This is a genomic window from Achromobacter pulmonis (assembly GCF_002885955.2).
Lineage (GTDB): Bacteria > Pseudomonadota > Gammaproteobacteria > Burkholderiales > Burkholderiaceae_B > Achromobacter > Achromobacter pulmonis_A.
This window is the reverse complement of sequence record NZ_POQS01000008.1, coordinates 397,671-414,799: the sequence shown is the minus strand read 5'-3', so window position 1 is coordinate 414,799 and position 17,129 is coordinate 397,671. Positions and strand designations below refer to the sequence as shown.

General features: G+C 65.3%; 13 protein-coding genes, 1 tRNA gene and 6 pseudogenes. 4 read left to right on the top strand and 16 right to left on the bottom strand.

Annotated features, from left to right (window positions below; all coding sequences use genetic code 11):
• Positions 1–426: 426 nt before the first annotated feature.
• From C1I89_RS28480 to C1I89_RS28410, 16 genes and pseudogenes are all read right to left on the bottom strand, one after another.
• Positions 427–864 (bottom strand): annotated as a pseudogene (locus C1I89_RS28480) (topoisomerase DNA-binding C4 zinc finger domain-containing protein); the annotation flags it as partial.
• Between the two features lie 504 nt (positions 865–1,368).
• Positions 1,369–2,871 carry a DNA topoisomerase III gene (locus C1I89_RS28475; protein WP_102775639.1) on the bottom strand — a complete coding sequence of 501 codons (1,503 nt, stop codon included), beginning with the start codon at positions 2,869–2,871 and terminating at the stop codon, positions 1,369–1,371.
• A 283-nt stretch (positions 2,872–3,154) separates the two neighbouring features.
• A complete protein-coding gene (locus C1I89_RS28470) occupies positions 3,155–3,595 on the bottom strand; it encodes a single-stranded DNA-binding protein (protein WP_003098976.1) in 441 nt (146 codons plus the stop codon).
• Positions 3,596–3,668: 73 nt separating this feature from the next.
• Positions 3,669–4,196: a DUF3158 family protein gene (locus C1I89_RS28465; RefSeq protein ID WP_003098978.1), complete on the bottom strand. Its 528-nt coding sequence runs from the start codon at positions 4,194–4,196 to the stop codon at positions 3,669–3,671.
• A pseudogene (locus C1I89_RS36030) lies at positions 4,193–4,489 on the bottom strand (AcaB family transcriptional regulator); the annotation flags it as partial. The gene C1I89_RS28465 and the pseudogene C1I89_RS36030, both read right to left, overlap by 4 nt.
• Before the next feature lie 6 nt (positions 4,490–4,495).
• Positions 4,496–4,864 (bottom strand): annotated as a pseudogene (locus C1I89_RS36025) (single-stranded DNA-binding protein); the annotation flags it as partial.
• A 73-nt stretch (positions 4,865–4,937) separates the two neighbouring features.
• Positions 4,938–5,288: pseudogene (locus C1I89_RS28455) on the bottom strand (DUF3158 family protein); the annotation flags it as partial.
• 4 nt (positions 5,289–5,292) lie between these two features.
• Positions 5,293–5,628: pseudogene (locus C1I89_RS28450) on the bottom strand (PFL_4669 family integrating conjugative element protein); the annotation flags it as partial.
• Between the two features lie 53 nt (positions 5,629–5,681).
• A pseudogene (locus C1I89_RS28445) lies at positions 5,682–6,461 on the bottom strand (PFL_4669 family integrating conjugative element protein); the annotation flags it as partial.
• A 429-nt stretch (positions 6,462–6,890) separates the two neighbouring features.
• A complete protein-coding gene (locus C1I89_RS28440) occupies positions 6,891–8,129 on the bottom strand; it encodes an STY4528 family pathogenicity island replication protein (RefSeq protein WP_003116837.1) in 1,239 nt (412 codons plus the stop codon).
• 3 nt (positions 8,130–8,132) lie between these two features.
• A complete protein-coding gene (locus C1I89_RS28435) occupies positions 8,133–8,693 on the bottom strand; it encodes a DUF2857 domain-containing protein (RefSeq protein WP_003090097.1) in 561 nt (186 codons plus the stop codon).
• A gap of 14 nt (positions 8,694–8,707) precedes the next feature.
• Entirely contained in the window at positions 8,708–10,387 is a 1,680-nt protein-coding gene (locus C1I89_RS28430) for a ParB family protein (RefSeq protein ID WP_004350508.1), read from the bottom strand.
• Positions 10,380–10,649: a hypothetical protein gene (locus tag C1I89_RS28425; RefSeq protein WP_003050422.1), complete on the bottom strand. Its 270-nt coding sequence runs from the start codon at positions 10,647–10,649 to the stop codon at positions 10,380–10,382. The genes C1I89_RS28430 and C1I89_RS28425 overlap by 8 nt, the downstream gene beginning before the upstream one ends.
• Complete coding sequence (locus C1I89_RS28420) at positions 10,633–11,508, bottom strand: ParA family protein (protein WP_003098988.1); 876 nt, start codon at positions 11,506–11,508, stop codon at positions 10,633–10,635. The genes C1I89_RS28425 and C1I89_RS28420 overlap by 17 nt, the downstream gene beginning before the upstream one ends.
• Before the next feature lie 42 nt (positions 11,509–11,550).
• Positions 11,551–11,763, bottom strand: coding sequence for an AlpA family transcriptional regulator (locus tag C1I89_RS28415; RefSeq protein WP_003090093.1), 213 nt, complete (start codon positions 11,761–11,763; stop codon positions 11,551–11,553).
• A gap of 118 nt (positions 11,764–11,881) precedes the next feature.
• A complete protein-coding gene (locus C1I89_RS28410; protein WP_003098991.1) occupies positions 11,882–12,628 on the bottom strand; it encodes a hypothetical protein in 747 nt (248 codons plus the stop codon).
• A gap of 450 nt (positions 12,629–13,078) precedes the next feature.
• Between C1I89_RS28410 and C1I89_RS28405 the strand changes: the two genes are divergently transcribed.
• From C1I89_RS28405 to C1I89_RS28390, 4 genes are all read left to right on the top strand, one after another.
• Complete coding sequence (locus C1I89_RS28405) at positions 13,079–13,579, top strand: DUF305 domain-containing protein (protein ID WP_003098996.1); 501 nt, start codon at positions 13,079–13,081, stop codon at positions 13,577–13,579.
• A gap of 571 nt (positions 13,580–14,150) precedes the next feature.
• Positions 14,151–14,723: a ProQ/FinO family protein gene (locus C1I89_RS28400; protein WP_102775636.1), complete on the top strand. Its 573-nt coding sequence runs from the start codon at positions 14,151–14,153 to the stop codon at positions 14,721–14,723.
• A 123-nt stretch (positions 14,724–14,846) separates the two neighbouring features.
• Positions 14,847–14,922 (top strand) — tRNA-Gly (locus C1I89_RS28395).
• 226 nt (positions 14,923–15,148) lie between these two features.
• Complete coding sequence (locus C1I89_RS28390; RefSeq protein WP_015879529.1) at positions 15,149–17,080, top strand: tyrosine-type recombinase/integrase; 1,932 nt, start codon at positions 15,149–15,151, stop codon at positions 17,078–17,080.
• The last annotated feature ends 49 nt before the right edge of the window (positions 17,081–17,129 follow it).

The following is a 17,129-nucleotide window of genomic DNA, read 5'->3' as shown; positions in this document are numbered from 1 at the left end:
GGCTGATTGGCAGGCCCGGTCGTCGCTAGAACCGTCTGCTCATCAAGCAATCACACCCGGCCCATGTCGTGGCTGGGGCCGGCATCGTCTGGCGCACATCCGCGCACAAAGGGAGCCCGTTTTTGCACCGGCGGGCACCGGCACCGATTACCGCTGACCACGAAGGGTCTCCCGGTGGCTCGTGCAGCCTGGCAAGCCACCGGGAGACCCTTCGCAGAGGGCGGAAGAAACGCAGATCAACAGAACGCGCGTGGTGCGGCTCGCAGAGAAGCTACCTTCAGGTCCCGCGGCCGGGGACGGCTGGGCGGGACGCGCACACGGATCAAGAAGGCGTTGCGCGCTGGGCGTCCCGCAGGGCATGCGGCGGAGTGCGGGACAGGGGCCACGCCGCCGAAGGCGGGCACGGCTCACGGGGAACGGGGGCGGTCAGGAGCCTTTGCGGCCGCTACGGCGCGGGCGCGAGGCGCCGCGCTTGGAGCTGCCGGATTCGACTGGCAGCGTGCCTTTGCAGTCCGGGTAGCGGCTGCACGACCAGAACGGGCCGCTCTTGCCGCTGCGCTGGCGCGTGGGTGCGCCGCACTGCGGGCATGCCGGCCCTTGGGGAACCTTGATGGACAGGGAGGCGCTGCCGTACTGCGCAATCAACTGCGAAATCCACGCGGCCTGCTTGCCGATGAACACGTCCAGGGTGAGCTGTCCGGCCTCGATCATGTCGAGCGCCTGTTCCCAGACGGCGGTGGTGCCAGGGTCGGCAATCGCCGCAGGCACGGCATCGATCAAAGTGAAAGCCGCATCCGAGGCGCGGATGGCGCGCCCCTTCTTCACGAGGTAGCCGCGAGCGATCAGGCCGCCGATGATGTTGGCCNGGGACGTTGATGGGCAGGAGAATGGCGCCGAAGGCCCAACGGCCTTCGGCTCGGGAGAAAAGAGGAACCACCCGTGGGCTGATTGGCAGGCCCGGTCGTCGCTAGAACCGTCTGCTCATCAAGCAATCACACCCGGCCCATGTCGTGGCTGGGGCCGGCATCGTCTGGCGCACATCCGCGCACAAAGGGAGCCCGTTTTTGCACCGGCGGGCACCGGCACCGATTACCGCTGACCACGAAGGGTCTCCCGGTGGCTCGTGCAGCCTGGCAAGCCACCGGGAGACCCTTCGCAGAGGGCGGAAGAAACGCAGATCAACAGAACGCGCGTGGTGCGGCTCGCAGAGAAGCTACCTTCAGGTCCCGCGGCCGGGGACGGCTGGGCGGGACGCGCACACGGATCAAGAAGGCGTTGCGCGCTGGGCGTCCCGCAGGGCATGCGGCGGAGTGCGGGACAGGGGCCACGCCGCCGAAGGCGGGCACGGCTCACGGGGAACGGGGGCGGTCAGGAGCCTTTGCGGCCGCTACGGCGCGGGCGCGAGGCGCCGCGCTTGGAGCTGCCGGATTCGACTGGCAGCGTGCCTTTGCAGTCCGGGTAGCGGCTGCACGACCAGAACGGGCCGCTCTTGCCGCTGCGCTGGCGCGTGGGTGCGCCGCACTGCGGGCATGCCGGCCCTTGGGGAACCTTGATGGACAGGGAGGCGCTGCCGTACTGCGCAATCAACTGCGAAATCCACGCGGCCTGCTTGCCGATGAACACGTCCAGGGTGAGCTGNTGGTGAGGGAGGAACTGCGCCAGGTAATGCGACCGGATGAGCCTGTACACGGCCAGTTCCTTCTCGCTCATGGCGGAGAGCTTCGCCGGTTCGAGCGTCGGGATGATGCCGTGGTGCGCCGTGACCTTGCCATCGTTCCAGGCGCGCGAGCGCTGCGAGCGGTCGAGCTGGCCCATGATCGAGCGCAGCGAGGGATCGGTCTTGAGCAGGCTGTCGAGAACGGTGGGCACTTCGGCAAACATGCTCTCGGGCAGGTAGCCGGAGTCCGAGCGGGGGTACGTCGTGGCCTTGTGCGTCTCGTACAGGGCTTGGGCAATCTCCAAGGTTTCCTGCACGTCCAGCCCAAGCTGCTTGGAACACACTTCCTGCAAGGTGCCCAGGTCGAACGGCAGCGGCGGGCCTTCGCGGACACGCTCAGTCTCCACCGACACGACGTGGGCACTGCCCGCAGCGCGGATCTGCTGCATGGTCTGCTGTGCGACCGGCTGCCGCAGGCAGCGGCCTGCGTCGTCGGTGCACGCATCGGGTGGAACCCATTGCGCGGCGAAAGTCGAACCGCCTGCGAACAGGGACACGGCGATGGCCCAGTATGGTACGGACACGAAGCGCGCGATCTCGCGGTCGCGGTCCACAACGAGCTTGAGCGTCGGGGTCTGTACGCGGCCGACCGACAGCACGCCGTCGTAACCCGCCTGTCGCCCCAGCACCGTGAACAGCCGGCTCAGGTTCATGCCCACGAGCCAATCCGCACGGGAGCGCGCCAGCGCCGAGTGGTACATCGAAAGCGTCTCGGCCGAAGGCCGCAGCTTGCCCAGTGCCGCCCGAATGGACGCATCGTTGAGCGCCGACAGCCACAGGCGTTCGATGGGGCCGCGGTAGCCGCAAAGCTCCACGATCTCGCGGGCGATCAATTCGCCCTCGCGGTCGGCATCGGTGGCGATAACCAGGTGAGTCGCCTTCGCCAAGAGCGCCTTGACGACCTTGAATTGCGTGGCGGTCTTCGGTTTGACCTCGACCCGCCAGTGCTGGGGAATGATGGGCAACTGCTCAACGGACCATCGTTTGAGCTGCTCGTCGTAGGCCTCGGGCGGCGCCGCCTCCACGAGATGGCCGATGCACCAGGTGACCGTGACGCCGGAACCGTTGAGGCAGCCTTCACCGCGCTGCGTGGCGCCGAGAATCCGGCCAATGTCTTTGCCCTGGGAGGGCTTCTCGCACAAGAACAGCCGCATATCCGTCCATCCCGATTCCTGTTGTTCATGGAGTTGCTGGGATCGAGGATGCCGAGCGCAGCCCCTGGCAGCAGCAAACAAGCCGCATGCGGCAGCGACCGCTTTCACGCCGATGAAATGGCGAGTGCGGGGAAGGTGCGTGGCCGGAAGTGTGCGGGCCGAGAGCCGCGATTTCCGGGAGCGCGCGTGGAACTCGGTGGACGTTGGTGGAGCTATCCCCTGGGGATAATTCGCAGCGCATGGAGGGCGGCGAAGCACTGCGGCAGCCGCCCTCCATGCCCGATCACTTCCTGCGCTTGGTCTCTTTCGGCGCCGTCGATTCCTGGGTGGCCTGGGGCTTCGGCTCTGCCTCCTGTGGCTTCGGGCTGAGGGCCACAGACTCGATGCGGTACGGCAGGATGCCGACACTGCGCGCGTTGACCTGCCAAGTCTCACGCGGCTGATCTTCGTTGTCCGTCCAGGGGTCGCGCTCCATGCGGCCGACGACCAGCACCCGCATGCCCTTCTGGTAGAGCTGCTGCCAGCGGTCGGCGTCGTGGTGCCAGAGTTCCACCGGCGCCCAGAAGCCGCCGCGGTCCTCGAACTCGCCGCCCTTGGTGGGGACGGGGTTGTCGAAGTACACGTTCAGCCGGAGCAACCGGCGAGGATCGTCGTTGCCATTGGGGAATTCGCGGTACTCGGGAGGCGATCCGATGTTGCCCTCGCCGATGAATTGTGTGCTCATGTTGGAATCTCCGTGGTGGTTGAAATACCCGTGCCTCGTTGGGCTCGGGCGCGTGCTCGGATGGCAGGCGCAATCACCGATCGCGCACTGCGGCAGGAACGGACGCGAGCCGGCGCAGGTAGGTGTTGTCCGCCTGCGCGGCCTTGCTGGCGCATTCCTGTGCTTGCCTGCCCAGGGTGTGCAGCAGGCTGATCTGCATGTTCAGCATGACGCGCTGCAGTTCGATCTCGTGCAGGTCGTGCAGCAGGTTGACCGGCGTGCTGGGGCTCGCCATCAGCTCCTGCCACAACGCCACGCCCATGGCCGATCGATCGTGCTTGCGCCAGCGAAGAAAGGTCGTGCCTGCGCCAGTGGTCTGCTGGGCCAGCTCGACGGGAAGCAGGTGGAAGGGATGCCCGCACGCCTGTGGCAGCACCTGTCGCTGCGCCAGGGCAATCAACTCGTCGCGCATGGCGAAGCACTGGCTGGCCCAGGCCTCGAAGTCCCCTTTACCTTTAAAAGGCTTTAAAAGGCCTTTTAGAGAGGCCGCGTGTTCCAGCCGCATGAAGGCTGGCTGTTCCAGACGACGGAAGTAGCGCGGTTCGCGGTTCGGGTCGCTCATGCCGGTTCGTCCTCGCCGGCGGCTGTGGACTTGGCCTCGGCCGAATCGGCGGCAGCGCCTTCGTCGGTGGGAGATGCGGCTGCGGCAGCGCTATCACCACGCTGTTGCAGACCACGGCGCACGACGGGCGGCGCAAACTTCGAGCGGCGCATGCCTTCGAGCACGTCCTGCGGCAGTTCGCCGAACTTCTCCAATGCTGCCCGAGCTGCGGCGTTCTTGGCCGCGAAGTCGTCGCGGGTGCAGCCCGAGTAGCGGTATTGCTGGGCCAGGCTGAACAGGCTGCGCAGCGCGTGGNCCTGTGGCTTCGGGCTGAGGGCCACAGACTCGATGCGGTACGGCAGGATGCCGACACTGCGCGCGTTGACCTGCCAAGTCTCACGCGGCTGATCTTCGTTGTCCGTCCAGGGGTCGCGCTCCATGCGGCCGACGACCAGCACCCGCATGCCCTTCTGGTAGAGCTGCTGCCAGCGGTCGGCGTCGTGGTGCCAGAGTTCCACCGGCGCCCAGAAGCCGCCGCGGTCCTCGAACTCGCCGCCCTTGGTGGGGACGGGGTTGTCGAAGTACACGTTCAGCCGGAGCAACCGGCGAGGATCGTCGTTGCCATTGGGGAATTCGCGGTACTCGGGAGGCGATCCGATGTTGCCCTCGCCGATGAATTGTGTGCTCATGTTGGAATCTCCGTGGTGGTTGAAATACCCGTGCCTCGTTGGGCTCGGGCGCGTGCTCGGATGGCAGGCGCAATCACCGATCGCGCACTGCGGCAGGAACGGACGCGAGCCGGCGCAGGTAGGTGTTGTCCGCCTGCGCGGCCTTGCTGGCGCATTCCTGTGCTTGCCTGCCCAGGGTGTGCAGCAGGCTGATCTGCATGTTCAGCATGACGCGCTGCAGTTCGATCTCGTGCAGGTCGTGCAGCAGGTTGACCGGCGTGCTGGGGCTCGCCATCAGCTCCTGCCACAACGCCACGCCCATGGCCGATCGATCGTGCTTGCGCCAGCGAAGAAAGGTCGTGCCTGCGCCAGTGGTCTGCTGGGCCAGCTCGACGGGAAGCAGGTGGAAGGGATGCCCGCACGCCTGTGGCAGCACCTGTCGCTGCGNGCACGTTGAGGTTCTCGCCCAGGGTCAACGCGGCGGGCACGCCGGCCAGGGCCTGGTCCACCTGGTCGCGCAGCGTCTGCAGCGTGGTCCTGGTCTGGTCGAGCTTGTCTTCGATGCGAAGCATCCACCAGTCGCTGTATGGGTCGTCCTGCTCCGAGCCGCGCTTCATCTTGTTCATGACGGCGATGTAGCCGTTCAGGCCGACGATGCCCGGTCGCCCCTCGGCGGCGGCGCGGCCATGCCAGATGCGCGAGGCGTGGTGGGTGTGCAGCGTCAGCGACATCGCGCTGCGCAGGGAGCCGAGGTTGAGTTGCAATGGTTCGTTGCTGGTTGCCATGGTGATCGCTCGCTGGTGGACAGGGAGCCGCCAGCATCCGCATGCNCCGGTTCGTCCTCGCCGGCGGCTGTGGACTTGGCCTCGGCCGAATCGGCGGCAGCGCCTTCGTCGGTGGGAGATGCGGCTGCGGCAGCGCTATCACCACGCTGTTGCAGACCACGGCGCACGACGGGCGGCGCAAACTTCGAGCGGCGCATGCCTTCGAGCACGTCCTGCGGCAGTTCGCCGAACTTCTCCAATGCTGCCCGAGCTGCGGCGTTCTTGGCCGCGAAGTCGTCGCGGGTGCAGCCCGAGTAGCGGTATTGCTGGGCCAGGCTGAACAGGCTGCGCAGCGCGTGGGCACCTTCGTTGAGCCAGCGCTCCAACGTCGAGCGATCGATCAGCGCGGTGTGGTGGGCGAGGATCAGCTTGCGCGCGATGTCGTCGTAGTCGGCCAGGAGATAGACGGCGGCAAAGCCCAACTGCGCATTGACGAACAGCGGAAGCTTGACGGGCTGCACGTTGAGGTTCTCGCCCAGGGTCAACGCGGCGGGCACGCCGGCCAGGGCCTGGTCCACCTGGTCGCGCAGCGTCTGCAGCGTGGTCCTGGTCTGGTCGAGCTTGTCTTCGATGCGAAGCATCCACCAGTCGCTGTATGGGTCGTCCTGCTCCGAGCCGCGCTTCATCTTGTTCATGACGGCGATGTAGCCGTTCAGGCCGACGATGCCCGGTCGCCCCTCGGCGGCGGCGCGGCCATGCCAGATGCGCGAGGCGTGGTGGGTGTGCAGCGTCAGCGACATCGCGCTGCGCAGGGAGCCGAGGTTGAGTTGCAATGGTTCGTTGCTGGTTGCCATGGTGATCGCTCGCTGGTGGACAGGGAGCCGCCAGCATCCGCATGCAGCGGAAGGCAGTCAGTCAACAAACCGAAATGAGCCGACCCCCGGTTCTGTGCGCGCTGGCGGCGCAGCGCGCAACGGTCCCCTGGGGACCGCTCCGCAGATGGGCACTCACATCGGCGTTCCCGTCCTCGGTTGTTGACGGTATGCGTGCTGCACCGCACGTCGCGCTGCCGTTCGACACGATCCTTCGCCGCGCAGCCGTCCCCAGGGGACCGTTCCGTTGAGCGCCATGGAGGTCTGCTTCATGGTCTTGCATGCGCTCTACTCAGGTTTTGCGCAGCATGTCGCGCCGTCGCCCGGCGCTTCACCGCACAGCCGTCCCCAGGGGACCGTTTCTGCCGACCGCCATGGAGATCTACTTCACGGCTTTGACAAGCCCTGTGCTCAGGATTTGCGCAGCAGATCGCGCAGGCGCTCGATGTGCTGCCGGGCCACCTCGGGCGGCACGACGTTGCGCGGCGGCTCGGTTGGTGGCGCTCGCGCCGCCGATGGTGTTGGCGGTGCCGGGCCGGTCTGCTTGGCCCAGGCATTGAACTCGCCGCGCATGGCGCGCTGGATGATGCCGAACAGATAACCGGCGGGGTTGCGGATGCCATGCTTGCCGCACCGTGCGGCCCATTCGTCCAGCACGGCCTGCCGCAGGGCAGCGTCCACCTGCTGCAACGCCATCTTGGCTCCGGCCTGCTGTTCCGCCTTCAGTTCCGCGAAGCGCTTGGGCCATTGCAGGTCGCCCAGCGCACGCGCCTGCGCGGTAGTACGTACTTCATCAATACGACTACTACGTACTGTACGGTCCTGCTTCGAATTCCGAAGAGCGCCGTCTGGCGCGGGTTTCGGCCCTGCTTCGGATTCCGAAGATGGGCGATCGCCATTCCGAAGAAGGCTCGCGGGCCCTTCTTCGGAATCGTGGACCGCATCCTCCTGTGGATAACTTTCGGAGGCGGTGATGCCCTGGTCGGCCAGGCGCTCGGCGAGCACTTGCAGCCGCGACGGCAAGGTGCGTCCGGACAGCATCGGGTCGTCCGCGATCTCCTGGAGGGTGTTGAGTCCCACCACCTGGACGGCCTTGGCCGAATGCCCCAGCGACTGGCTGACCAGGGCCAGGTAGTCGGCGTCGAGTTGCATCGCCTCGAACGGCGTCAGCGGTTCGTCGTGCAGGACGTAGAGGTTGCCGAGGATGCGACCGGTCTTGGGGTCGCGCCGTCGTCGCACGAGGCTCAGCCAGCGCGTCAGGCGCAGCAGCGTCAGCGCCCGCGCCACGGTCTCATGGGAGGCCTGGCCTGCGCAGGGCATCGACGCCAGCCAGGGGCGCAACTGCTCATAGGTGGGAAATGCCGTGACGCCATCGTCGTTGAGCATCAATCGGAACACCTGCCAGGCGTTGCGCTCCAGCGGTGTCAGGCGGCGGTCGAGGAACAGCCGCCGCGGCACGCTCTCGTGCCGATTGCCACTGAACAGGAAGGCGTCGCCGGACGTAGGAGGCGTGGGCGTTGGAGCAGGCAGGGACGCGGGAGCGCCAGAGCTGGACTTGGGCGCGAGGTCCTTCAGCGCAGCGTCGAACAGGTCGGCGAGTGCGATGGGGCCAGGGCGCTGGGCTCGTGGGGCGGTGTCGTCCACGGCCATGGCCTAGCCCAATCCCTGATCGACCCAGTTCCTGATCGCGGCCCAGACCACCGAGAGCGGCAGCGACATGCCCTCGGCCAGGTCCATGGCCGCATCGAGAATCGAGGTCTCGTCCTCCAGATCGACGTTCCTGCTGCTGGTCACGGCTTTCCATTGCCGCCACAGTTCGGTGTCCTGGGTCTCGTCCAGGACGGGGTGGCGCCCCTTGCGCTTGGGCAGGCCGAGGATCTCCCGCCGCAGGGCGACTTCCTGATGGGTCAGGCCATAGAAGCGGCTGACCATCTCCGTGCTGGCCCCCAGCCGCAGCATGCGATCGACCGTGGCGATTTCCTTCTCCACGTCCTGTGCCTGGTTGAGCAGGCGCTGCAGCACTTCGCGGTTGACCGTGACCGAGCACCACGAGACGCTGGCGTTGGCCAGCACGCTGATCAGCGCGGGGTGCTTGAGCGCATCCAGCTCGGCCTCGCCGAAGCCCATGGCCTTGCAGCGGCGCAGTTGGCCGTTGCGAAGGTCATACAGCGCCTGGGCAATCACGGCCTGGTTGAGCGGATGCGATGTGGACATGCGGCCTCCCTCGCTCACGTCCCGGGCGCCGTGGTGCCGGCTTCCAGGTCCAGCAGACGCCGGGCGAGGCGCAGCAGCCGAAAGAGCTTGACCAACGCCGTGTCGCTCAAGCGCCTTGCGCCGCTGCCATGGCCTTGGCTCTGGCCGTGCAACAGGGTCGGCAGGTCGGCGGCGAGCTGCGCGCCGTCCAGGCCCGCTTCGGCGACGGGCTGACCCGTCAGGGAAGTGAGCAGCGTCAGCACCGCGCGGCCGAGCGGCGACGGGGCTTGGCCGCGGGCGCGGCACGCAAACCCGATGCCATCGGCGCGATCCTCGATGCACTCGTCCAGGCCTGCCTCCCCGGCGATCTCGCGCGCGAACTGCGCGATGTGGATGCGCAGCCGATCGGGCGTGTCCAGGCCGGCGTCGATGTACCAGACGTCGGAGATCGGATAGAGTCCGCCGGCTTGCACCGGGATGGACTGCAGCACGCTCGCCGAGAAGTCGGGCGGCAGCGCATCGCCCAACTGGTCGGCGACCATGCGCTGGATCGATTGGAGCCGTTCTGTCGTCGGTGCTGGCGAGACGATGTGCTCGCGAAGCAGATCGCCCGGTGCGGCCGGCTGGCTTCCCGTGGCCGCTTCGCCAACCGCCGTGTCGTCGTGGCGCAAGGTGGGCTCGGACGCCGGAGGGCTGGCGGGTGGAGGACCGGCCGCCGCTGCAGGCGTGGCGATGGACGATGCTGCGCCCGGCGGAGTCGGCGTGCCGGCGGTGGGCGAAGGCAACGCCGGCTGCGCCGCAGGTGGCGTCGGGTCACTGACCAGCGCCCGGTGGCGGCTTTCCGATTCGGTCAGGTCCAGCGCCAGCACGTCGTAGCCGATGCCCAGCAGCTCGGACATCTGGCCGATCAGCTCGTCTTGCACGCGCTGCGGCGCGAACTCGTCGCCCTGCGTGTCGAACTGCGCCAGCACCTCCTGAAAGAAACTGTCGAAGTCCAGCGGCAGCGAACGGTCCTTGGCGTAGTGCTCCCAGGTGCGTTTGCAGGCCGTGCGCATGACCGACAGCCGCTCGACCTGGTGGCGCCCCAGGCCGCCATAGAGCACAGTGGGAATGGCGGGCAGCAGGTAGCGCACCGCGTCGGCCATGCGGGTGATGTGCGACCGCTGGACGGGGAAGCCATCGGCCGCCAGGCGGCGGGCCAGTTCCGACTGGCTCAGGGCGGCGCCGCTCTCCTGCTCGTAGAACTCCCGTGCTTTCTCGACGCCGAGCGCGCGCTCGATGAACGTGAGGCCGCCGCGCAGTTCGTTCTCGGCAAGATGCCCGGTCAGCGCGACGATTTCACCGCGCTCCGGCCATGGTCGGAACAGGCACGATATGCGGAAGAAGCGTTCTTCCTTGGTCTCCGACCAGAGTTCGCGCAGGATCGCCAGTCGCGTGTTGCCGCCGTTGCGGATGATGTAGTGGTCCTCGCCGGGCCTGCGCGTGATGGCCGGCGCCGCGTCCAGGCCGCGCTCGCGGATGGATGCCTTGATTTCCTCGTAAGCCGGGTTGCGCTTCATGCGCGGGTCATGGTCGTAGGGCCGCAACTGGTCCAGCGTCACGACCATGGGCGTGTCCGCGATCGGGTCGCTCAAGGCCGTAGCCGCTGGGCCGCTGCGCTCGAAGCCGGCCGCGAGCAGCTTGCCTGCCATGTCCTGCGAGGTCATGTCAGCCATGGCCGCACCCCTCGCAGTCCCCACGACCGCCGGCCGGCGCCATGCGGGCCTCTCGCTCGGCGCGGCGGATCTGCGCACGGGCGTTCAATTCGGCCCGGTGGTCACTCGCTGTCGAACTCGTGTAGATCGCCGCGCAGCCGGCCTTGGTGAACTTGAGGTGCCCGCCCGGCGTGCGCTTGACGTGCCAGCCCTCACCGACCGCGAACTCGATCAGGGCGCGCAGCCGCTTGTGGCCGCGGGCCAGCTCATGTGCGTTCGCCATGGGGCCTCCCAGGATCAAGAGGTCGCTGCGGGCGGCCGGATACTTGAGCCAGTCGGTCCTGCCATTGCGGGAACAACTCGCTGGCGAGCGCGCGCATCGTGTCGAGCGCGGCAGGGGCGACTCTGCCGGGCGGCTGGCGGTGCTCGACCCGATGCACCGGCAGGCCGCGCGTTGCGGCACGTGGATACGCTTCTATGGCCGGCACGTCGGTGGCGAGCACGCGGATGCCGGCGCTGTCCTGGAACAGGTCGCGCAAGGCCTGCTGGATCAGCCGTGCGTTGGCGGACACCGGGTGGACGCGGTTGATGAGCAAGTGCAGCGGCGGCGGTTCGATGCCCAGGTGCCGGTACGGCGCAATGTCTTCGAGCAACTGCATGGTGCCGCGCCGCAGCTCGCGTGCCGCGAGGATCTCCGGCGTGACGGGCGACAGCGCGAGATCGGAGGCGAGCACCGCCATCTCCAGCAGCACGGAACGCGCGCCCTGGGTGTCGATCAGCACCAGGTCGTAGAGGGGAGCAAGTGCTGGCAGCAGATGCCGCAACCGCAGGCGGCCATCCGGCGCATGCAGCAACAACGTGTTCAGCTCGCCCCGGTGGTCGTCGGACAGCACCAGGTCCAGGCCCGCGATGATCGTGCGGGACACGAGCTGGCCAAGGTCGCGCTCGTTGAAGGCCAACAGCTCATAGATGCCGCCCGGCGCGCGCTGGGTCAGTTCGTAGTAGGAGGACAAGGTGGGCTGCACGTCGAGATCGAGCAGCAGCACGCGCAGGCCCGCGTCCGCGGCGAGCCCGCCCAGGTTGGCGGCCGTCGTGGTCTTGCCGACGCCGCCCTTCGTTGAAATGATGGACACGACCTGCATGGCGCTCTCCGGCTGGGAATGGGAAGTCCGCGGGAGAGCGGGTCAGGTCCGGTGGTTGAGGCGCTCGGCGATCCACTGGTCGATTTCGATCGAATCCCAGCCGACAGCGCGCACGCCCAGGCGCAGCGCCTGAGGGAACTGGCGCTTCTTCATCAGGTTGTAGATGTGGGCGCGTTTGAAGCCGGACTTCGCTTCGACTTCATCGAGCCGCAGGATGCGGCGCTCGTTCGGCGGGAGTACAGGGGTCTGCGACATGGCGGTCACTCCTGAACGCTCGGTGGCGTTTGTTGGCGTGACCTCTATTCAATAGACCTGGCTGCGGAAAGACATTGCAAATGCAATCTCCGCGATTGCACATACAAGCTGGATAACCTCATGCGCTTGCGCTACGAACGTACCTCTTAGCGTTGGCGAACTTTCCGTTTAAGGTGCGCTCAGTGATGCCCATGGTGCCGCCGTAGTGGGCGACCAATGCAGAGACAAGGGCCTCCTGCGTTTTGAAGCTGGAATAGGGCACGCCTGAAGGCGACTGGCTCAGCATCAGCGTCAACATCCCTCCAATGATGTTGAGATAGGTCGTTTCCGCCCGTTCGCTGATCTCGCATTGCTTGGATGCCAACAGCACCGAGGATTGCTTGAGTAGCGTGTCGTGCTGCTCCTGCAGTTCTCGCATCTCACGTCGGGCTTGTTCAAGCGCGGCCTGAAGGGCCAGCCGCTCCACGAGGATCGCCTGTCCTGTTTCCATGGTGATGAAAGGATGCGCCATGCGTTCGCCACGGCTGAACAGAAATCCTGGCCGGTGCTCGGGATAGTGGGTGCGCATCCAGCGTTTTAGATCGACATGGCGAACAGTCAGATCCAGAGAATTGAGCAGGTTCGGATCATTGAGCGTGATCCCGTTCTTGCCGTAGGGCAGCTCTCCGTTGAGGATGCCGTCATAGATACGTTCCGAGTGCAGCCGGCACTCATTCCATCGAGGGCAGTTCAGCGACCGAGGCAGGACACGCGGTGACGCGATCGTGGCCAGGATCATCGGGAGATACCGCAGCAACCCAGCCCATCGGATGGCCGCCTCGATGGGACGATAGAACACCTTTGATGTTGAAATGTCCTTGTGCATGTCTTCGTCTCCTTTCGGGTGCGCTACATCACCGGCTCCTTTCTTGCCCAAGGGCTGTTGTGTCGTTATGGCCTGCGACGGACGCTTGAGGCGATGCCCTAAGCGAAGGCGGAGGAGGCCATTGGCGTCCGCCGCAGGTGGCCTTGTCTTGCTTGATATGCAAGAATCGATCAGTTGCCGGCCCATCGAGCGATGAGGACGCAAGCTCGATATTGGCGCTCACGGTACCAGCGTCATAGGTGGCGCAAAGCCCATCAAGACCGATTTGGTATGGTCTGATATCCAGACGGTTCAAGACCAGCGAGTTGAAGCGTTCGACGCCCCTACGTCCAGTTGGGGACTGGAAATCAGCGGTTAGTGATGCATCGCTCCACATGCTGATATATCGACAAAGTATCTGCCGCAGTACCAGTGACCCTGCCAGGTTGCCCCAGCACATAGGAGACGGAGATGGCTGAACATTCCCATGAACATCAACATCACACATCCGGTCAGATGGGTAAGCACGGCCGACCATACGCCAAGTTCTGGGTGAACATGGTGTTGGGCCTCGTCGTCATGTACTTCGTAATGTTCAGCATGATCGACGGCGCCAGGGACTTCAGAAACAATCTCAACATGCTCTACATGGCGGTCACTATGTGGGCGCCAATGGGCATCTTCATGCTAGCGACAATGCCCGGCATGTTTCCAAACCGGCGGCTCAATCTCGTGCTGTACGGCTTGTTTGCCGTTCTCACACTCGGTTCTTTTGCCGCTACCCGTGCTCAAACCGGAATCGGCGATCGACAGTTCATCGCGTCTATGGTCCCGCACCATTCGGGAGCGATCCTCATGTGCCGCGAGGCGCAGCTCTCAGATCCGGAACTCGTCAACCTATGCCAAGCGATTTCCGATGGCCAGCGCGCGGAGATCGAGCAGATGAACCGGATTGCTGCACGCCTTCGTTGAGGCTGGCTGCCACTACACTGGCGCCGCGTTGCGCTCCGGCGAAGTTAGCCGCAGCGATGTAAAGATGAGGACTTGCGGTGTTCCGATGCCGGCGGTTGTGTCCTACAGCCGTCCAGGTGCCAGGTAGTCCACGCGACACCACCCCGCGCTGCCTGCGGAGCGAGCGCAAGTCATGATCGTCGCAAGTTGGAGTTCGATAGCGAACCCGCTCAGCAGCTGGACGCATCAGGCGTAACGACGGGTGGATGGATCATCCTTGGACGCTGGTGGAAGTGGTTGGATGAACTTTGTTGCCGAGGGCGAAAAACAAGGCTATAATTGAGTTCTTCGCTGATCACCACAGTGGAGAAAGTGATTGGGAAACAGAGACTTAGCGCTCTAGTGCATGACTCGTCTCCCGCTCCAGATTTCGATTTCCGAAAACGCATGCGCGGTTTTTGGGAAATCCCGGTGAAAAGGGCCCTCGGGCCCTTTTTTTATCGCCCGGCCCATCCGCAACCACTCGCAGTGCCCCGGTCACGGACATGGGGTAACCTTCTGGTTGCACAAGTCAGAGGTGTTGGAAAGAACAATGGGTTTTGAAAAACTTGCCGACCTGCGAGAGCAGCTCCGGGCGCAAGCCCAGCAAGCGGCGCCAGCCCAACCGAAAGCCGCAGGCCAGTCGAAAAAGCGCGATGCCGCCAAGCAGCAACGCAATCCCGCCCGCAAGCAGGAGGCCAGGAAGCGCGAGCCGGTCGATCCCACGATCGAGGCGATCTGGCGCCTGCAGAAGCAGTTCCCGCTGGCCTTCCCCAAGAATCCCGCGCCCAAGGTGCCGCTCAAGGAGGGCATCCTGGCCGATGCCGCCCAACACCTCGAAGCGCTGTCCATGACGCAGGAACAGCTCAAGCTGGCCATCGCCGAATGGTGCAAGGGCAGCCGCTACTGGGCCTGCCTGACCGAAGACGCGCCGCGCATCGACCTGCAAGGCCAGCCCGTGGGCAAGGTGACCGCACAGCAGGCCGCCTACGCGCGCCGCCAGGCCAGCCGCCGCCCCGCCGGCAAGCCGCGCGCCAAGGCCGCGCCTGCGCCGAAGCCCGATGCGGCCGCCGACGCCGCGCCGCAGGCCGAGGCTGAAGCCGCGCCCGCGGCGGAAACGCACTGAATCCCGTTATTGGCACAAGTCCGAAATTCTGTGTATAATCGCTGTCTTTGGTGAACACGGCCTTTTTCTTGAAAAAGAAAAACGCACCAAAAACACATGCAGGGCATCGAATGCAATGCATATGCGGGAGTAGCTCAGTTGGTAGAGCGCAACCTTGCCAAGGTTGAGGTCGCGAGTTCGAGACTCGTCTCCCGCTCCAAGTTATGATCTACAGACTTCCACTGGCGTCTGTAAGTCGTTGAAAAAAGGGCCGAAAGGCCCTTTTTTCATTCCAGCAAAAGCCATGGAAATCCACCAACAGCCAGCGTTTTTGAGGCCAAAATTGAGGCCAAAGAATGCGGGGGGTGCAGGTTCCGGATTGTTGCTGGGGTTGGAGGGGAGCCGTGACGAGCATTGAGCCTAAGTCGCAACTTAGGAGCTCGATGATGGCACTCTCTGATCTGACTGTGCGGCAAGCTAAGGCCGCCGACAAAACCTACAGCATCCCCGACACCGACGGCCTCGGCCTGGTGGTCGCCCCTACCAGCGGCAAGTCGTGGCACCTGCGCTACTACTGGCTCGGCAAACAAAAGCGCATCTCCCTGGGCAACTACCCGGAGATCGGCCTGCGCGAGGCTCGTGCCCTGCGCGACGAGGCCCGGGCGCTGCTGGCCAAGGGCATCAACCCCCACACCGACCGCAAGCAGAAACGGCATGCGGTCAAACTGGCTTCCGATTACACCTTCAAGGCGGTCTTCGACGCCTGGGTCGAGCATCGCCGCAAGGAACTCAAGGAAGGTCGGCAAAGCACGCTCTCCCAGATCCTCCGTATCTTCGACAAGGACGTGCTGCCCAGCCTTGGGAGGATGTCGATCTACGACATTCGCCGGCCCCAGCTTCTGGGTGTCCTGGCAAGGATCGAGCAGCGCAAGGCCTTCACTACCGCTGAAAAGGTCCGCACCTGGCTGGGACAATTGTTCCGCTATGCTCTGGTCATTGTCGAGGGTATGGAAACCAATCCGGCTACGGACCTGGACGTGGTGGCGGAGCCCAAACCGCCGGTGAACCATAACCCTTACCTGCATCTGCCCGAGCTTCCCGAATTTCTCCAGAAGCTCAGGCTCTACAACCCTCGCGGCTGGCAAACCCAGCTCGGCATCCGGCTGCTGTTCCTGACCGGGGTGCGCACCGGCGAACTGCGGCTGGCGACCCCGGATCAGTTCGACCTCGACCGTGGTCTGTGGATCATCCCGCCGCAGATCGTCAAGCAGCTTCAGGACGAGATGCGCAAGGCCGGCAAGCGCCCGCAGGATGTGCCGCCCTACATCGTGCCGCTGTCCCTCCAGGCCATCGAGATCTTGCGCTACCTCCTGGGGGTGATGCGGCCGGCCCAGCAGTACCTGCTGACGCATCGCAGCGACCTCAAGAAGCGCATCAGCGAGAACACCCTCAACGCCGCCTTGAAACGGATGGGCTACGAGGATCAACTGACCGGCCACGGCATCCGCGGAACCATCTCTACGGCGCTCAACGAGATCGGCTACCCCAAGATTTGGGTGGACGCGCAGCTTTCGCACTCCGACCCGAACAAGGTGAGTTCGGCCTACAACCACGCCAAGTATGTGGAGCCGCGCCGCCGGATGATGCAGGACTGGGCCGACCGCCTCGACCTGCTCGAACAGGGCCAGGTGGAGGCTGCGAGCGCGCATCTCACCATCCATATCGAAGGGGTGCCGGCAATGGTAGAAGCGGAAGATGCCGCTGCCATCGTCGAGGCTTCCCCTGCAGTCCCCGTCCCGCCTGTGGTGGCTACTCCCATCATCGTGACGCCGAACACCGCCGGGGCCACGTTCCAGCGGCTGTCGCAAGTGCCTCCGCCCCCCACCCGGACGCCAGAGCCGGAAGTGTCCGCGATCCAGCGCGAGCGCGAGGAAATGCTCGCCATCTACGAATCGCCGAACAACCTTCCGGTTCCTCTGTTCGGCAAGCTGGCCGGGAAGTCCAAGGACCAGATCAACCGCGAGTTGAAGGCGGGCAAGCTGCTGTCCATCAGTCTAGGCAACCGGGGGCAGCGTGTTCCCGATTGGCAATTGGTGCCGCTCAAGCACAAGCTGGCTCTGGTGCTCATGAACCAGTGCCCGGAAGCGGACTCCTGGGAGCTTTACCGCATGCTGACCCGGCCACACCCGGATTTGGGGGATCGCGCGGCCATCGATGTGGTGACACCGACCAATCTGGTCGCAGTCGTCCGAACCATCGCGGGCGATCAGCAGCATGCAGATGCCCCCGAGACTGTCTCGCCGCGGCCTATCCCCGAACAGGTGCGGCAGAGTGTCCGCCGGTTGGTGGATAGCACCGTGGTGCTTGAAGGGGCTTGAACGCCGACGGTGCGACTTGGCGACCGGGGTGGGACTGTCCCGGTCGCCA